We start from the raw sequence: 16,293 nt of genomic DNA on the forward strand, positions 1-16,293 counted from the left end.
CGCTTCCCGGCTTCGCGTGTCAACGGAGCGGGGCGGCCGTCCAATGCCGGGGAAATCAAACCGGGCCCGAACGCGGGCATTCGAACCATTCAAGGGGAGCAGGAAAACGTGGCTGAAGTCACTGAGCGCGCGCCGTCGAAGCGGCGTACGCGCGGGCGGCCGCTGGCGGACGCATCCGTCGGTCCGGACGTGATACTGCGCGCCGCGCGCCGCACGTTTGCGAAGCGCGGCTACGACGCGACGAGCGTGCGCGAAGTCGCGCGCGAGCTGGGCATCGACGCGGCGTTGATCGCCCATCACTTCGGCACGAAGGAAACGTTGTGGCTGGCGGTCGTCGAGCAGATCGTCGAGCTGGCCCAACCGATGTTCGACGCGCTGCGGGCATTGCGCACGTCGTCGCTGCCGCATCGCGAGCGCGTACGGCGCGCGCTCGAGCTGTGCGTCGATCACGAATTCGACGAGCCCGACATGGGCATGTTCTTCTCGACGGCGGCGACCGAGGAGGGCGCGCGGCTCGACCGGCTGCAGGAGCGGCTCGTGCGCCCGTATCACGAGGTGATGTTCCCGCTGCTGGCGGAAGCGGTGGAGGCCGGCGAGATTCGGGCGGCGGATCCCAACGTGCTGTTCTTCATGATCGCGAGCGCGATCGGCATGACCGTGTCGTACAGCCACATGATGCGGGAGTTCACGTCGCTGCCCGCGCGGCAGCACGAATTCAGGCAGGCCGTGCTCGCGGTCGCGCTCAACATCCTCGGCGATTGAGCACCGCGCGCGCGATGCGCGCGGTCATGTCGCCGCAATCGGCCCCAGTTCGTGCACCTCGTTGCGCGCGCTTTCGCGCAGCGCATCGGCGAACGGCGACGGCGTGCGGTACGCGATCGTCAGCTCTTACGCGAGCGAGCTGCCCGTGCCAGTCAGTTCGCACAACGTAATATATTGCGGCTGCATCGGCACGGACAGGCGCGGCATCAGCGCGACGCCGATGCCGACCGCGACCAGCCCGGCCGTCGTCTGCATCTGGCGCGGCTGCTGGACCACGCGCAGCGCGAAGCCCGCCTGCGCGCACGCCGTCACGAGTACGCGGCGGCGAAGGGTTCACCGTCACGCTCGCGCGCGAACTCGGGCCGCGCGGTGCAACGGTCAATACGGTTGCGCCCGGTTACATCGCCGAGACGCGCTTCTTCGGCGACGGTGGCGTCGCGCCGGCCATCGCGGCGACCATCCGCGAGCAGACGCCGGCCGGCCGCGCTGGCCATCCGGACAACATCGCGGACGCGGTCGCGTGGCTCGCCGGGCCGCGTGCGTCGTTCGTCACCGGCGCGACGATCGCGGTGAACGGTGGTTGGCGCGTCGGTTGAGGTGAGGGGGCAATGTGGTGCGGGCCGCGCGCATCAGTCGAGATCCGGCGGCGCATCGCCGAGCCAGCGCCGCGCGCCAGGCCCGTTGCGGCCCGCGCGGTCTTCCGGGTTCGTCAGCTTGCAGCGCTTCAGCGACAGGCAGCCGCAGCCGATGCATTCGTCGAGGTTGATGTAGAGCCGCTGCAACTCCTCGATCCGGTTCGCGACGCGCTGCTTCCAGCCGCGCGACAGCCGCTGCCAGTCCTTGTTCGTCGGTGCGGTGTCTTCCGGCAGGCTCACGAGTTGCTCGGCGATCTCGTCGAGCGAATAGCCGATCTTCTGCGCGAACACGATGAACGCGATCAGCCGCAGCACCGCACGCGAATAGTGACGATGGCTCGAGCCGTTGCGGTGCGACTTGATAAGCCCGCGCTTCTCGTAGAAGCGCAGCGTCGATGCCGGCACGCCGCTGCGCGCGGCTACTTCGCGGATCGACATCAGCGGCCATTGCGTGGTTTCGTCGATACCCATGACGCCCTCCGGGAAAGCTTGACTTGAAGTTAACTTCAACTTTTATGCTACGCGGCAGTTTAACCCGTCGCGAGGCATCATGCTCTTCTTATCCCCAGGCAGGACGTCGCCTTTGAGCGCCGCCTGCGCATTGCTGCTGACGTTGTCGGGCTGTCATGACGGCAAAGGCGAATCGTCGGTCCATCCTCTGCCCGAAGTCGGCGTGACCACCGTCGCGCCGCGCACGGTCCGCCTCGCGGACGAATTCAACGGACGCGTCGAAGCGGTCGACGCGGTCGAGTTGCGACCGCGCGTGAGCGGCTACCTGCAGCGCATCGCGTACAAGGAGGGCGACCTGGTCGCGCAGGGCGCGGTGCTGTTCGAGATCGATCCACGCCCGTACCGGATCGCGCTCGACCGTGCGAACGCACAGCAGCAGCGGGCGCGCGCGGCCGCGAGCCTCGCCGATGTACAGCTCAAGCGCGTGCGGACGCTGATCGATGCGCATGCAACCTCCCAGGAGGAACTCGACAACGCGCGCTCGACCGCGGAGCAGGCGCGCGCCGACCTGCGGGCGGCCGACGCGGCCGTCGCGGACGCGAAGCTCAATCTCGGCTTCACCGAAGTGCGTTCGCCGATCGCCGGGCGAGTCGGCCGCGCGATCGCGACCGCCGGCAACCTCGCGCGCGCGGACGAGACGCTGCTGACGACGGTCGTGTCGCAGGACCCCGTCTACGTCTATTTCGACTGCGACGAGCAGAGCTACCTGCGCTACAACGCGCGGCGCGCCGACCGGAAGCATCGGGCGATCGGCGCGGACCCGGTGCGCGTGGGCCTGGCGAACGAGACGGGCTTCCCGCACGCGGGCACCGTCGATTTCCTCGACAACCGGCTCGATCCGCAAACCGGCACGATCCGTGCACGCGTGCGGCTGCCGAACGCGGACCACACGTTCACGCCGGGCCTCTATGCGCGGGTACAGCTCGTCAGCGGCCGTGACCAGGACGCGCTGCTTGTCGACGACAAGGCGGTGCTCACCGACCAGGATCGCAAGTACGTATACGTGATCGGCGCCGGCGACAAGGCGCTGCGTCGCGACGTGACGATCGGCCGTGTGCTGGACGGCGAGCGGATCGTCGAGAAGGGGCTGCAGCCAGGCGATCGCGTGGTCGTCGACGGCGTGCAGCGGATCTACTATCCAGGTGCGCAGGTGAAGCCGAAGGCGCTGGCCGTGCATGCGGACGCGGGCACCGGGCCGGGCAGAGGCATGCAGGCCGCGGCCGACGCCGGCGCGCCGGTCGCGCAATAACGGGAGCCCTGCGATGGATTTTTCCCGATTCTTCATTGACCGGCCGATCTTCGCGGTCGTGCTGTCGATCGTCATCTTTGCGCTCGGCCTGATCTCGATCCCGATGCTGCCGGCCGGCGAATATCCGGAAGTCGTGCCGCCGAGCGTCGTGGTGCGTGCGACGTACCCGGGCGCGAACCCGAAGGAAATCGCCGAATCGGTCGCCGAGCCGCTGGAGGAAGCGATCAACGGCGTCGAAGGGATCATGTACATGAAGTCGGTCGCGGGCTCGGATGGCAGCCTGCAGGTCGTCGTCACCTTCCTGCAGGGCGTCGATCCCGACACGGCCGCCGTGCGCGTGCAGAACCGCGTGAGCCAGGCGCTGTCGCGCCTGCCCGACGAGGTGCGCCAGTACGGCGTGACCACGCAGAAGCAGTCGCCGACGCCGCTGATGTACGTGAGCCTCTATTCGCCAGACAACAGCCGCGATTCGCTGTACCTGCGCAACTACCTGACGTTGAACGTGAAGGACGAGCTGTCGCGCCTGACCGGCATCGGCGATGTCGGCGTATACGGCTCCGGCGACTACGCGATGCGGCTCTGGCTCGACCCGAACCGGCTGGCATCGCGCGGGCTGACCGCGAGCGACGTGATCGCCGCGGTGCGCGAGCAGAACGTGCAGGTATCGGCTGGCCAGCTGGGTGCGGAGCCGACGCCGAAGAAGAACGACTTCCTGCTGTCGATCAATGTGCGCGGCCGGCTGCGCACGGTGCAGGAATTCGGCGACATCGTGCTGCGCAACGGCGACGACGGCCAGGTCGTGAAGCTATCCGACGTCGCGCGCGTCGAGCTCGGCGCGGGCGACTACACGCTGCGCTCGTATTTCAACGACCGGCATTCGGCCGTGGTCGGCATCTTCTTGTCGCCGGGCGCGAACGCGCTCGAGGTCGCGAAGGCCGTGTATGCGAAGTTCGACGAGTTGTCGAAGCGTTTCCCGCCGGGCATCGCGTATCGCCCGGTGTGGGATCCGACCGTGTTCGTGCGCGAATCGATCGGCGCGGTGCAGCACACGCTGATCGAGGCCGTCGTGCTGGTCGTGCTCGTCGTGGTCCTGTTCCTGCAGACGTGGCGCGCGTCGATCATCCCGCTCGTCGCGGTGCCGGTATCGGTGGTCGGCACGTTCGCGTGGCTCTATCTGCTCGGCTATTCGATCAACACGCTGACGCTGTTCGGGCTCGTGCTCGCGATCGGGATCGTCGTCGACGATGCGATCGTGGTGGTCGAGAACGTCGAGCGCAACATCGCACAGGGGCTGAGCCCGCGCGACGCCGCGCATCAGGCGATGCGCGAGGTGTCGGGGCCGATCGTCGCGATCGCGCTCGTACTGTGCGCGGTGTTCGTGCCGATGGCGTTCATGTCGGGCGTGACCGGCCAGTTCTACAGGCAGTTCGCGGTGACGATCGCGATCTCGACGGTGATCTCCGCGATCAATTCGCTGACGCTGTCGCCCGCACTCGCCGCGAAGCTGCTGCGCCCGCACGGCACGCCGAAGGATGCGCTCGCGCGTGGGCTCGACCGCGCGTTCGGCTGGCTGTTCCATCCGTTCAACCGCTTCTTCGAGCGCAGCTCCGACCGCTATCACGGCGTCGTCGGTCGCGCGCTGAAGCGGCGCGGCGTGGTGTTCGCCGTCTATGCGGTGTTGCTCGCGGCGACCGCGCTGCTGTTCAACGCGGTGCCGGGCGGTTTCATCCCCGTGCAGGACAAGCTGTACCTGTTCGCGGGCGCGAAGTTGCCGGAAGGCGCATCGCTCGCGCGCACCAGCGAGGTGACCGAGCAGATGACGAAGGTTGCGCTCGGCACCGACGGTGTCGAGATAGTGCCGGCGTTCGCCGGGCTGAACGCGTTGCAGGGCGTGAACACGCCGAACATCACGAACTCGTACGTGATCCTGAAGCCGTTCGACCAGCGCCACCGCAGCGCCGCGGAAATCAACGCGGATCTGAACGCGCGCTTCTCGGCCATCGGTGGCGGCATTACCTATGCGCTGATGCCGCCGCCGATCCAGGGCCTCGGCAACGGCTCGGGCTATTCGCTGTACCTGGAGGATCGCGGCGGGCTGGGCTACGGCGCCTTGCAGAACGCGCTCACCGCGTTCCAGGCCGCGGTCGCGAAGACGCCGGGGATGAGCTACCCGGTCAGCTCGTACCAGGCGAACATCCCGCAACTCGAGATGAAGGTCGACCGGTTGAAGGCGAAGGCGCAGGGCGTCTCGCTGACCGACCTGTTCAGCACGCTGCAGGTCTATCTCGGCTCGATGTACGTGAACGACTTCAACCTGTTTGGCCGCGTGTACCGCGTGATGGCGCAAGCGGATGCCGGTCACCGGCAGACGGCCGCCGACATCGCGAATCTGCGCACCCGCAACGCGAAGGGCGAGATGTTGCCGATCGGCTCGATGGTGACGGTCGTGCCCGCGTACGGGCCGGACCCGGTCGTCCGCTACAACGGCTATCCGGCTGCGGACCTGATCGGCGACGCGGACCCGAAGGCGATGTCGTCGTCGCAGGCGATCGCGAAGCTGCAGCAGATCGCGAAGGACGTGCTGCCGCCGGGCATCACGCTCGAATGGACCGACCTCAGCTATCAGCAGGTCACGCAGAGCAACGCGGCGATCGTCGTGTTCCCGCTCGCGGTGATGCTCGTGTTCCTGGTGCTCGCGTCGCTGTACGAGAGCTGGACGCTGCCGCTCGCGGTGATCCTGATCGTGCCGGTATGCATGTGCGCGGCGCTGTTCGGCGTATGGCTTTCCGGCGGCGACAACAACGTGTTCGTGCAGGTCGGTCTCGTCGTGCTGATGGGCCTCGCGTGCAAGAACGCGATCCTGATCGTCGAGTTCGCCCGCGAGCTTGAAATCCAGGGCAAGGGCGTGATCGAAGCCGCGCTCGAGGCGTGCAGGCTGCGGTTGCGGCCGATCGTGATGACGTCGGTCGCGTTCATCGCGGGCGCGGTGCCGCTGTTGATCGGCAGCGGCGCGGGCAGCGAGGTGCGAGCGGCCACCGGCGTCACCGTGTTCGCGGGGATGCTTGGCGTCACGTTGTTCGGGCTGTTCCTCACGCCCGTGTTCTATGTGGCGATCCGCAAGCTCGCGGGCGGCACGCCGGCCGTGTGGAGCGAACAGCACGGCACCCTCGAAGGAGAAAACCGATGAGCGCCGCGTTCCGTCTTTCCGCGCTCGTGATGTCGCTGACGCTCGCCGCGTGCGCGGTCGGCCCCGATTTCAAACGGCCAGACACGGCGGCTGCCGCGCGCTTCGCACGCGACGCGCATCCGGCCACGCAGGACGCGACGTCGCCGGACGCGTCGGCGGCTGCCGATGCCACGTTCTGGGACGGCTTCGGCGATCCGGCGCTGACGCAGCTGATCGACTCGGCGCTCGCGGCGAACCACGACCTGCAGGTCGCCGTCTCGCGCTACGACGCGTCGAACGCGTTGCTGTCGCATGCCACGTTCGATCGCTATCCGACGATTACCGCGAGCGGCCAGATCGGCCACCAGCTAATGAGCAAGGACCAGGCGTTCGGCGCACCGCGCAGCCAGCGCGATACGCCGATATCCAATGTCGGGATCAACGCGGCGTGGGAACTGGACCTGTTCGGACGCGTGCGCAGGTCGATCGAGTCGCAGCGCGCGGAAACGGCCGCGAGCGCGGCCGACGTACGCGCGGTGCGTGTCGTGATCGCGGGCGAGGTCGCGAGCACGTACGTGGATCTGCGCGGCTCGCAGGAGCGGCTGCGGATCGCACGCGAGAACGCCGACAACCAGAAGCAGACGCTCGCGCTGATCAATGCGCGCGTCGGCGCGGGGCGCGGTTCCGAGCTCGATGCGGCGCGTGCGCGCGCACAGTACGAATCGACGATGTCGCGGATCGCCGTGTATGAATCGGCGATCGGCGTCGACGAGCACCGGCTCGCGGTGCTGACCGGACAGACGCCGGATGCGCTGATCGGCCGGTTCGACATCCCGAACGACGACGCATCGAAAGGCACGCCGGTGCCGCTGCCGGCGCTTGCCGCCGACATCGATCCCGGCACGCCGGGCGACCTGCTGCGCAGGCGCCCCGATGTGGCGGCTGCCGAGGCACGGCTGCACGCGGCGACCGCGCGGGTCGGCGTCGCGACGGCCGACCTGTTTCCGCGCTTTACGCTGTCGGGGCTGCTCGGCAGCGCGACGAGCAGCTACGGGTTCTTCCGTGCGGGCAGCGACACGAACCTGATCGCGCTCGGCGTTGACTGGTCGTTCCTCGACGTAGGCCGCGTGCGCGCGCGGATCGCGGCGAGCGACGCGGAGGCGGCCGGCCAGCTCGCGCAGTACCGGCAGACCGTGCTCGGCGCACTGGAGGAAACCGAGAACGCGCTGCTGCGCGTTGCCCGCACGCGGGACGAGACCGCGCACCTCGTGCGGGCGGCGGACGACAGCGCACGCGCGGCGCAGCTTGCGCAGGCGCGCTTCTCGGCGGGCGCGATCGACTATTACGAAGTGCTCGACGCGCAGCGGACGCTGCTGCAGGCGCAGGACGCGGCGGCCGACGGGCGGATGCGCAGCGCGGCGTCGACGGTCGTGCTGTACAAGGCGCTCGCGGGAGGCTGGCCGGCGGGAACGGCGCAGGCCGCACCGGGGCCGGTCGCGCGATCGGTGCAGTAGCACGCCGGGCCGCGAGGCAGGCTGGCGCGGGTCGTCCGCCCGCCGTGCAACAGGGGGCGGAGCGCCGACCTGGTGTCCGCTGACGGCAGCCCCGCGCCTCGCCGTCGCACCTGCCTTGCATCGCCGGCACCGCAATCGCCCGCACCGCATGCGCGGCGCGGCAAACGGACGATTTCCCGCCGCGAAACATTGTTCTCCTTCGTCGTAAACGTCTCGAATGCGTGATATTTGCGCCGCCCGATCCGGTTTAGAGTGGCCGCAAATTGATGACGATGTGTCGTATGGCCGAAGTCGCAGGCCGTACCGATGCACCAGAGGAGTTGGAGACAAATGGCTGAAGGCAGGATTACGCAAGTTGAATCGTTCGGTTTCGAGCGCATTCCCGACGCATCGCGCTATGCACGTCCGATCGATCTGTTCCGGTTGCTGTTCGGCGGCTGCAATACGTTTTCCACGTCGGTGCTCGGCAGCTTCCCCGTGCTGGTCGGGCTGTCGTTCAAGGCGGGCGTCGCCGCGATCGTGCTTGGTGTACTCGCCGGCACCTGCATCCTCGCGCCGATGAGCCTGTTCGGCCCGCGCAACGGCACGAGCGACCCCGTGTCGTCCGGCGCGCATTTCGGCATCCACGGCCGGATCGTCGGTTCGTTCCTCGCGCTGCTCACGTCGATCGCGTTCTTCTCGCTCGCGGTGTGGAGCTCGGGCGACGCGCTCGTCGGCGGCGCGCACAACATGGTCGGCGTGCCTGTCAACGGCTTCACGCTCGGCGCCGCGTACATGGTGTTCGCGGTGCTCGTGCTGATCGTCTGCATCTACGGCTTTCGCTTCATGCTGTGGGTCAACAAGATCGCCGTGTGGGCGGCGAGCCTGTTGTTCGTCGCAGGCCTGTTCGCGTTCGCGGGGATGTTCGACATGAACTACGCGGGCAAGCTGAGCCAGGGCAGTGCAGGATTCTGGGCCGCGTTCGTCGGCGCGGTGCTGGTCGCGTTGAGCAACCCTGTGTCGTTCGCGTCGACGCTCGGCGACTGGGTGCGCTACATCCCGCAACAGACGCCGAAGCGGCGCGTGATGGGCGCCGTGTTCGCTGCCCAGATCGCGACCTTCGTGCCGTTCTTCTTCGGCCTGGCGACCGCGACGATCATCGCGTCGAAGGCGCCCGCGTTCATCGCATCGAACGACTACGTCGGCGGGCTGCTCGCCGTGTCGCCGCGCTGGTTCCTGCTGCCGATGTGCCTGATCGCGATCATCGGCGGGATGTCGACCGGCACGACCGCGCTGTACGGCACGGGCCTCGACGTGTCGAGCATGTTTCCGCGCTTCCTGAATCGTGTGCGTGCGACGCTGCTGATCGGCACGATCGCGATCGCATTCATTTTCGTCGGCCGTTTCTGGTTCAACCTCGTCGAAAGCGTCGCGACGTTCTCGACGCTGATCGACACGTTCAGCTGCCCGTGGATGGCGATCATGGTGATCGGCTACGTAACGCGTCGCGGCTTCTATCTCGCCGACGACCTGCAGGTGTTCAACCGCGGGCTGCGCGGCGGCCACTACTGGTTCACGCACGGGTGGAACCTGCGCGCGATGGGCGCGTGGCTGCCGGCGGCGTTCATCGGGCTGTCGTTCGTGAACCTGCCGGGCCAGTTCGTCGGGCCGCTCGGCAACCTGGCTGGCGAGTTCGATCTAAGCGTGCCGGTGTCGCTGCTGGTCGGCGGATTGCTGTATTTCGTGTTGCTGACGCTGCATCCGGAAGCGGAAGGTGTATACGGCCCGAACGGACGCTTCCTCGTGCGCGGCCGCAGGCAGGCGGCGCGCGGCGTCGGCACGCCGGCGATCCAGCCGAAGGGGTATTGAGCGCCGCACCGCTTGCTGCTTCGTTAAGGAAGCCATCGTGCCGCCGCGCGGGAAAGCCGCCGGCGGCATGATCGTTTTCGGATCCGTGATTGCCGGTGCGGATGAGCGGCCTGACCTGTCCGTCGACCCCGCAGCGGATCAGTGGAACGTGCTGCCTGCGAGCATCCCGCCGTCGACGATGAATTCCGCGCCCGTGCAATACGCGGATTCGTCGGACGCGAGAAACAGCACGAGACTCGCCACTTCGTCGGGTTTGCCGATGCGCGCGATCGGCAGCCCGCTGTAGATCGACGATGGGTCGAAATCGGCGTATTCCGGCGGGCGTGCCATCACCGTGTCGATGCCGCCCGGATGGACCGAGTTCACGCGGATTCCATAGCGGCCGAACTCGAGCGCGGCGGCCTTCGTCATCCCGCGCACCGCGAACTTGCTCGCCACATACGCGCTGCCGCCGGCCACGCCTTCCATACCGGCCGTCGACGACACGTTGACGATCGAGCCGCCGCCCGCGTCCTTCAGCGCGGCCAGTGCCGATTTCATGCCGAGCCAGCAGCCGACCTGGTTCACGTCGATCACCTTGCGATAGTCGTCGAGCGAACAGGACTCGATCGGCACGAGCTTCAGGATCGCCGCGTTGTTCACGAGGATGTCCAGCCGGCCGAAGTGCGCGAGCGTCGCATGAACGGCGGTGTGCCAGTCGTCTTCGTCCGTCACGTCGAGATGCTGGTAGCGCGCGGCGTTGCCGAGTTCGGCCGCGACGCGTTGTCCGGTGTCGTCCAGAACGTCGGCGATCACCACGCGTGCGCCTTCGGCGACGAATCGGCGTGCCTCCGCCTCGCCCTGGCCGCGGGCACCGCCCGTGATCAGCGCCACCTTGCCTTCGAGTCGTTTCATCGTGTTTTCTCCTGTGAGTGAAAGGGGACGCACGAGCCCGCTCATGCGGCGGCCGACGCGTCGATGATGCGGACCGGATCGGCGCCATCCCGTGCGCGTGCTTCGGCGATGCCGCGCGCGATCGATCAATTCGACGCGCACGCCGGGATCGTCGGCGTCGTCGAGGAGGGAGACGCGCGTGTCCGGGTTGCGCGCTTCGAACACGACGCGCAGATCAAGCGCCGTGAGCTGCGCAACCGCGGCATCGAGATCGTCGACCGCTCATGCGACGTGATGCAGGCCCGCGAGCGGTTGCCCGTGCATGTCGCGGTACGGCGACGGCGCGTCGTTCGTCACGTGGATCAGTTCGATCTGCAGGTTGCCGGGATACGAGAGACCGACATCGATCGTGACCGTCGCCGCTTCACCGAGGTAGCAGCCGTCGAGACGCACGTCGCGGGACACGGTCGACGGGACCGCATCGTAGCGGGCGCCAGTGCGCGATGCTGCGGTCGAGATCGGCAACCACATGGCCGATCTGGTCGACGGCGCCGAGGACGGGGGCGTTCATGGTGTCTCCATGGCGGGGGCGCGAGCGTGCGCGGCGCCGTTCGATGCGACATGCGACGAATGACGGCCATGATGACAACAAACCTGGCGCTTCGTGCCATCCAAACGGACGAGCCGCGGGGGCGCGGCGCGATGGGGGAGAGGCGAGTGGGCGCCTCCGCGCGTTATCGCGCGTTCGGGCCCTCGACCGTCACGTATCCGTTGTTTGCGTGGCGGGCAGCCGCGCTGTCGTGGACGGTTGCGCGCAGGTTGGCCCGATCCTGTCGGACGTTGTCCCGCGGTCCGCTGTCGCGCAGGGTCGCACGGCCCGACACTGGCGCATCGTGGTCACGGCAGCCGGTTCACGACTGCAACCTGCCTTGACCGCGTGCGGCGGCGCGGCTGTGCCGGGCCGCCGTTCCGTTCGGTGTGCCAACCTTGAGTAGAGAGCGACCCATGCAACATCCGACCATCCGTACCCTGGCCGGCGCGAGCGCGCCGAGGTCGATCGACGCCGCCCGCACCGCGCTGCTGGTGATCGATTTCCAGAACGAGTATTTCAGCGGCCGCCTGCCGATTCCGGAAGGACCGCGCGCGCTGGGCAATGCGCGACGCGTGATCGCGTTCGCCGATCGCGCCGGCATCCCGGTATTTCACATCCAGCACGTCGGCGCTGCCGGCGGCCCGCTCTTCGCCGACGGCAGCGACGGCTTCCGCTTTCATGCGGACCTGCTGCCGGCGCCGCATCACGCGGTCGTGAAGAAGACGTCGGTGAGCGTGTTCCCGACGACGGACCTCGACGCGCGCCTGAAGGCGGCCGGCATCGACACGCTGATCGTCACCGGGCTGATGACGCATGCGTGCGTCGCCGGCGCGGCCCGCGATGCCGTGCCGCTCGGCTACGCGGTGATCGTCGTCGACGACGCGTGCGCGACGCGCGATCTCGATGTCGCGGACGGCGGCACGGTGCCGCACCGCGATCTCCATCGCGCCACGCTGGCCGCGCTGTCGGACACGTTCGGCGACGTGTTGACGACCGGACAGGTGCTCGCGCTCGACGTCGCCTGATGCGCGTGCGGCCGGGCTCGAGCCGTGTGCGGCGGCGCGCAGGCGGACGACGCCCCTGGCGCGGTCAGGCGGCGCGAGACGGCCTGGCAGCGAAGCCCGGGCGATCGACATGAGGCGGCCTGCCGGGGGCCGGAGGCGGGCCGGGAGGCCTATACCTGGGCGGTGCGGGTTGGGCCGAGGCGGGGCGCAGCCGATCGGCGGTGGCGGCGACGGCGGCGGTCAGTCCGATGGCGCGCAACAGCGAACGCCGATTCATGGCGAGTCCTCTATCTAATATGTAATCGGGGCGCCTTACGCTAGTCTGCTGGTCCTGCGACCGGGTTACGCGGGTCATCAAGGCTGTTACCGCATGTCACGACGGCTTGCGGGCAGCCGGGGCGCCGGCCGCCGGTCCCACGCTTCAGACGCTGACGGCCCAATAGGGTCGGCCACGGCCACACGGGCATGTGTTTACAGTTCGGTCGCAGCGTTTTAGGCGAGCAGGCCCAATATTTGAGACTGATCTGGGTAAAAATTACCGTTTTTGCGTGGTTCCATCGATTCCGTTTGTTGTTTCTATGCAACCGTCAAGACGATGACACGAAAGAATGGTGGGATGAGGGCCTCCAAAAAGCATCCGTCAATCAGTCAAAAAAATACGTTAAAACAAATACTTATATCGCTCCCCCACTTCCATTATTTCTAGTTCTGGAAAAGCTTATTTCTTTATTTGCGGATCGCGCCCCTAGGGTACACCCCTAAACTCACGGTTCCCAAACGGGCAACTATCCGGGCGCGGCCAGAAGGACCGATGGCGTTCCCGGGCGGTTGCAGACCGTTTATGAACAAGGTCGCGAGACCTGCCTCTTTTTAGAAGGGAGCTCCACGAATGAACAAGACTCTGATCGTTGCAGCAGCTGCAGCATCGTTCGCTACCGTCGCTCACGCGCAAAGCAGCGTCACGCTGTACGGCGTGCTGGACGCAGGCATCACCTACACGAGCAACGTCCAGCCGGCTCTCGGCCAAGCTGGCAAGTCGCGTTGGGCGATGGGTTCGGGCATTGACCAGAGCCGTTTCGGCCTGCGTGGCTCGGAAGACCTGGGTGGCGGCCTGAAGGCAATCTTCACGTTGGAAAGCGGCTTCGGCATCGGTAACGGCAAGCTGGGCAACAACGGCGGCATGTTCAACCGTCAAGCATTTGTCGGTCTGTCGAGCCAGTACGGCACGGTCACGCTGGGTAAGCAGTATGACGCAACGCAAGACTACCTGGCGCCGCTGACGGCAACGGGCTCGTGGGGCGGCACGTACTTCGCGCACCCGCTGAACCTCGACCGTCTGAGCACGACCGGTGACGTCGCAGCGAACAACACCATCAAATTCACGAGCGCGAACTACGCTGGCCTGCAATTCGGCGGCACGTACTCGTTCTCGAACAACACGAACTTTGGTAACAACCGTGCGTACAGCGCAGGCGTTGCATACCAATTCCAAGGCCTGAAGCTGGCGGGTGCATACTCGCAAGCGAACCTGGGTGACGGTACGAACGCAAACGGCGCGACGTCGTCGGCAATCGGTGGCATCGCTAGCCAAGGCCGCGTCCGCACGTACGGTGCTGCTGCCGGTTACGCATTCGGCCCGGCACAAGTCGGCGCTGCATGGACGCAAGCACGTCTCGACAACAACGCAGTTGGTCTGGGCACGCTGCGCACGGACAACTACGAAGTCAACGCGAAGTACAACCTGACGCCGGCTCTCGGCCTGGGCGCTGCTTACACGTACACGAACGCGAAGATCAACAACGGCAGCACGCACTGGAACCAGTTCGGCCTGCAAGCTGACTACTCGCTGTCGAAGCGCACGGACGTCTACGCACAAGCTGTGTACCAGCGTGCAGCGAAGAACGGCATCGGCGCGTCGATCTACAACGGCGACAGCTTCAGCAACAACCTGCCGAGCTCGTCGATCAACCAAACCGCAGCAACGGTTGGTCTGCGTCACCGCTTCTAAGCGTGACAAGCGGGGTAACCCGCTTCGCAGTATCGAAAAGGCGCCTTCGGGCGCCTTTTTTTCGCCTGTCGAATACGACGACGCGGGTTGCGACGACGGTGCGTCTCGTCCGGACGCAAAAAAACGAGGCTCAGAGCCTCGCTTTTTGTTTGATATGGCCGGAGGTACGCTGCCGGCCTGCAGCGGCGTCAGCGCGTGTATTCGCCGTTGGCTTCCGGCTGGAACACGATCGCCGCGACCTTCATCAGCTTTTCGACGCCGCTCGGCTGCAACACCTTCACCAACTGACCGCGTTGCGTGCCCAGCAGCGCCATGCCGACCGGCGAGAACACGTTCAGGCGTCCGAGTTCGAGATTGGCGGCATCCGGATAAACAATCGTCCAGGTGGCCTGTTCCTGGGACGCTTCGTCGAGCAGCGTGATCTGCGAGTTCATCGTGACGACGTTCGCCTTGATGGCGTCGGGCTGTACGATATCCGCGCGCTCGAGCAGCGTGTCGAGCATCGTCTGGAAGCGCGGGTTGTGTTCGGCGTGCTTCTCGAGACGGGCGACGTCGAGTTCGGTCAACTGGTAAAGGCGTTGTTTCATGGCAGTTCTCCAAATGATCGGCATGGGGCAGGCATGGCGTGCCTATGGGGATCGCCCGGAGCCTGTCTGACCTGGCTCCGGGAGGAGGCCGTGCTGTCAGATCAGGCGCCGGGCAGGGGCGAGCGGTGCCTGGGCCGTGCGTCGAAGGCAGGGGGGCGCCGGATGGCCGGCGCGCGCACGCACGCCGGCCGGGCCGGACAGCGAAACCGAGAGAGGCGTGGGCGCGTGCATGGTGAATAGGGGATCGACGGGCGAATAAAACCTTACGATTCTACAACACAACCTTCCGGATCGGTGATTAGGCTGTCGGCCTTTCGTCAGGCATTGTTGTGGAAATGATTTAAGTAATGACGATCTCGCGCGGTGACACCGGTCGATTTTTTCCGAAAATGCAACGCTGTATGTTCAAACCAAGGGTTTCCCCTTGGTATTGCGAGCACTACACTTGATCCATCGCTTCAGACAGTCCCGCCGGAAGCGACGCCAAAAGAGAACATATTTCGGAGGTCCACCATGAAGTCGATCATCTACGCAGCGATCGCTGCATCCGTCCTTGCCGCCCCGATCGCATCGTTCGCGCAGTCCGAGCAGGGCTTGACCCGCGACCAGGTCCGGGCCGAACTCGTGCAACTCGAACAGAACGGCTACAAGCCGCTCGCGAGCGATGCGCAATATCCGCAGAACATCCAGGCCGCTGAACAACGCATCCAGCCGAACCAGCCGATGCTCGCCCAAGCCGACACGAGCGGCTATGGTGCGGTGGCGACGGGCGCAGGCCAGTCGGGCCGCCGCATGACGCGTGAAGCCCCGAATCCCGTGAACTCCGTCTACTTCGGCAACTGAACATCCCCGGGTCTGCCCGAGCACAGCATGTGACCGACGGGACGCGCGCTACTCGCGCGCGTCTGCGTCAGCAGAGCAGAACCTCCGTCGCCGCATTCCGGCGGCTTTTCCGCCCAGACGCTCGCGCGTTTGGGCCTTTTTTGCTGGGATGGGTCAGACGGACGTGACCGCCGGCGTGCCGTGGATATAGTGTTCGAGCTGGCTGATCGTGAATTGCTGATCGGCAATCACACTCTTCACGAGGTCGCCGATCGAGATCAGGCCGATGAGCTTGCCGTCCTGGAGGACGGGCAGGTGGCGCATCCGGTGTTCGGTCATCAGCGCCATGCACTCGTCGGTGGATTGCGAAGGTTCGACGTAGCGCACCTTGGCCGTCATGATTTCCTCGACGCGGGTGGCCTTTGACGAACGGTCCTGCAGCACGACCTTGCGCGCGTAGTCGCGCTCGGTGACGATGCCCGCGATGTCGTCGCCCTCCATGACCAGCAATGCGCCGATTCCCTTTTCCGCCATCAGCTTGACGGCGTCATAGACGAAATCGGCTTTCGTGACGGTGTAGATCGTGCGGCCGGAATCCGGCTTGGCTTTGAGAATTTGCGCGACAGTCGTGCTCATTTGCTTTCTCCGTGTGCGGGACGATGCAGGGAAGGCAGGGCGTGATGCGCGGCACCCGATGGGCCCAGTATAGCCGGGCCCGCTACG

13 protein-coding genes and 3 pseudogenes are annotated in these 16,293 nt (G+C 66.5%); 9 read left to right on the forward strand and 7 right to left on the reverse strand.

What is annotated here, in order from left to right:
* The first annotated feature begins 108 nt into the window (after positions 1 to 108).
* Entirely contained in the window at positions 109 to 762 is a 654-nt protein-coding gene (locus ACT2FV_RS02600) for a TetR/AcrR family transcriptional regulator (RefSeq protein ID WP_124628935.1), read from the forward strand.
* Positions 763 to 786: 24 nt separating this feature from the next.
* Here the strand turns inward: ACT2FV_RS02600 and ACT2FV_RS02605 are convergent.
* Positions 787 to 1,077 (reverse strand): annotated as a pseudogene (locus ACT2FV_RS02605) (LysR substrate-binding domain-containing protein); the annotation flags it as partial.
* 5 nt (positions 1,078 to 1,082) lie between these two features.
* Between ACT2FV_RS02605 and ACT2FV_RS02610 the strand changes: the two are divergent.
* Positions 1,083 to 1,358: pseudogene (locus ACT2FV_RS02610) on the forward strand (SDR family oxidoreductase); the annotation flags it as partial.
* A gap of 33 nt (positions 1,359 to 1,391) precedes the next feature.
* On the opposite strand, the gene soxR reads toward ACT2FV_RS02610, so the two are convergent.
* Entirely contained in the window at positions 1,392 to 1,868 is a 477-nt protein-coding gene (gene soxR, locus ACT2FV_RS02615) for a redox-sensitive transcriptional activator SoxR (RefSeq protein WP_124628937.1), read from the reverse strand.
* A 79-nt stretch (positions 1,869 to 1,947) separates the two neighbouring features.
* Here soxR and ACT2FV_RS02620 point away from each other — a divergent pair, with 79 nt between their 5' ends.
* The 4 genes from ACT2FV_RS02620 (at position 1,948) to ACT2FV_RS02635 (ending at position 9,684) form a co-directional block, all read left to right on the forward strand.
* Complete coding sequence (locus tag ACT2FV_RS02620; protein WP_444503143.1) at positions 1,948 to 3,156, forward strand: efflux RND transporter periplasmic adaptor subunit; 1,209 nt, start codon at positions 1,948 to 1,950, stop codon at positions 3,154 to 3,156.
* Between the two features lie 13 nt (positions 3,157 to 3,169).
* Positions 3,170 to 6,343: an efflux RND transporter permease subunit gene (locus ACT2FV_RS02625; protein ID WP_444503144.1), complete on the forward strand. Its 3,174-nt coding sequence runs from the start codon at positions 3,170 to 3,172 to the stop codon at positions 6,341 to 6,343.
* Positions 6,340 to 7,836, forward strand: a complete 1,497-nt coding sequence (locus tag ACT2FV_RS02630; protein ID WP_151048505.1) for an efflux transporter outer membrane subunit — start codon at positions 6,340 to 6,342, stop codon at positions 7,834 to 7,836. Before ACT2FV_RS02625 ends, ACT2FV_RS02630 begins: the two co-directional genes overlap by 4 nt.
* Before the next feature lie 330 nt (positions 7,837 to 8,166).
* Complete coding sequence (locus tag ACT2FV_RS02635; protein ID WP_444503145.1) at positions 8,167 to 9,684, forward strand: purine-cytosine permease family protein; 1,518 nt, start codon at positions 8,167 to 8,169, stop codon at positions 9,682 to 9,684.
* Between the two features lie 138 nt (positions 9,685 to 9,822).
* Here the strand turns inward: ACT2FV_RS02635 and ACT2FV_RS02640 are convergent, their stop codons facing one another.
* On the reverse strand, positions 9,823 to 10,578 hold the full coding sequence (locus ACT2FV_RS02640; RefSeq protein ID WP_151048507.1) for a glucose 1-dehydrogenase: 756 nt from the start codon (positions 10,576 to 10,578) through the stop codon (positions 9,823 to 9,825).
* 261 nt (positions 10,579 to 10,839) lie between these two features.
* Positions 10,840 to 11,088 carry a hypothetical protein gene (locus ACT2FV_RS02645; protein ID WP_239007352.1) on the reverse strand — a complete coding sequence of 83 codons (249 nt, stop codon included), beginning with the start codon at positions 11,086 to 11,088 and terminating at the stop codon, positions 10,840 to 10,842.
* A 474-nt stretch (positions 11,089 to 11,562) separates the two neighbouring features.
* Between ACT2FV_RS02645 and ACT2FV_RS02650 the strand changes: the two genes are divergently transcribed.
* Positions 11,563 to 12,174 (forward strand): cysteine hydrolase family protein, encoded by a 612-nt coding sequence (locus tag ACT2FV_RS02650; RefSeq protein ID WP_059608489.1) that lies wholly within the window; start codon positions 11,563 to 11,565, stop codon positions 12,172 to 12,174.
* A gap of 73 nt (positions 12,175 to 12,247) precedes the next feature.
* Here the strand turns inward: ACT2FV_RS02650 and ACT2FV_RS02655 are convergent.
* Positions 12,248 to 12,430 (reverse strand): annotated as a pseudogene (locus ACT2FV_RS02655) (hypothetical protein); the annotation flags it as partial.
* A gap of 612 nt (positions 12,431 to 13,042) precedes the next feature.
* Between ACT2FV_RS02655 and ACT2FV_RS02660 the strand changes: the two are divergent.
* Positions 13,043 to 14,161, forward strand: coding sequence for a porin (locus ACT2FV_RS02660; protein WP_012366341.1), 1,119 nt, complete (start codon positions 13,043 to 13,045; stop codon positions 14,159 to 14,161).
* A gap of 188 nt (positions 14,162 to 14,349) precedes the next feature.
* Here the strand turns inward: ACT2FV_RS02660 and ACT2FV_RS02665 are convergent, their stop codons facing one another.
* Positions 14,350 to 14,748, reverse strand: a complete 399-nt coding sequence (locus ACT2FV_RS02665) for a GreA/GreB family elongation factor (RefSeq protein WP_059608488.1) — start codon at positions 14,746 to 14,748, stop codon at positions 14,350 to 14,352.
* A 513-nt stretch (positions 14,749 to 15,261) separates the two neighbouring features.
* Between ACT2FV_RS02665 and ACT2FV_RS02670 the strand changes: the two genes are divergently transcribed.
* Entirely contained in the window at positions 15,262 to 15,591 is a 330-nt protein-coding gene (locus ACT2FV_RS02670) for a DUF4148 domain-containing protein (protein ID WP_059468447.1), read from the forward strand.
* A gap of 153 nt (positions 15,592 to 15,744) precedes the next feature.
* Here the strand turns inward: ACT2FV_RS02670 and ACT2FV_RS02675 are convergent, their stop codons facing one another.
* Positions 15,745 to 16,206, reverse strand: coding sequence for a CBS domain-containing protein (locus tag ACT2FV_RS02675; protein WP_124628951.1), 462 nt, complete (start codon positions 16,204 to 16,206; stop codon positions 15,745 to 15,747).
* Positions 16,207 to 16,293 lie beyond the last annotated feature (87 nt).

The sequence above is a fragment of the Burkholderia sp. PR2 genome, assembly GCF_052372875.1.
Classification (GTDB): Bacteria; Pseudomonadota; Gammaproteobacteria; order Burkholderiales; family Burkholderiaceae; genus Burkholderia; species Burkholderia diffusa.

Excerpts from the sequence above, each read along its gene's own strand:
- soxR (WP_124628937.1), bottom strand. The coding sequence starts at position 1,868 with ATGGGTATCGACGAAACCACGCAATGGCCGCTGATGTCGATCCGCGAA.
- ACT2FV_RS02620 (WP_444503143.1), top strand. The coding sequence starts at position 1,948 with ATGCTCTTCTTATCCCCAGGCAGGACGTCGCCTTTGAGCGCCGCCTGC.
- ACT2FV_RS02625 (WP_444503144.1), top strand. The coding sequence starts at position 3,170 with ATGGATTTTTCCCGATTCTTCATTGACCGGCCGATCTTCGCGGTCGTG.
- ACT2FV_RS02630 (WP_151048505.1), top strand. The coding sequence starts at position 6,340 with ATGAGCGCCGCGTTCCGTCTTTCCGCGCTCGTGATGTCGCTGACGCTC.
- ACT2FV_RS02635 (WP_444503145.1), top strand. The coding sequence starts at position 8,167 with ATGGCTGAAGGCAGGATTACGCAAGTTGAATCGTTCGGTTTCGAGCGC.
- ACT2FV_RS02640 (WP_151048507.1), bottom strand. The coding sequence starts at position 10,578 with ATGAAACGACTCGAAGGCAAGGTGGCGCTGATCACGGGCGGTGCCCGC.
- ACT2FV_RS02645 (WP_239007352.1), bottom strand. The coding sequence starts at position 11,088 with ATGTGGTTGCCGATCTCGACCGCAGCATCGCGCACTGGCGCCCGCTAC.
- ACT2FV_RS02650 (WP_059608489.1), top strand. The coding sequence starts at position 11,563 with ATGCAACATCCGACCATCCGTACCCTGGCCGGCGCGAGCGCGCCGAGG.
- ACT2FV_RS02660 (WP_012366341.1), top strand. The coding sequence starts at position 13,043 with ATGAACAAGACTCTGATCGTTGCAGCAGCTGCAGCATCGTTCGCTACC.
- ACT2FV_RS02665 (WP_059608488.1), bottom strand. The coding sequence starts at position 14,748 with ATGAAACAACGCCTTTACCAGTTGACCGAACTCGACGTCGCCCGTCTC.
- ACT2FV_RS02670 (WP_059468447.1), top strand. The coding sequence starts at position 15,262 with ATGAAGTCGATCATCTACGCAGCGATCGCTGCATCCGTCCTTGCCGCC.
- ACT2FV_RS02675 (WP_124628951.1), bottom strand. The coding sequence starts at position 16,206 with ATGAGCACGACTGTCGCGCAAATTCTCAAAGCCAAGCCGGATTCCGGC.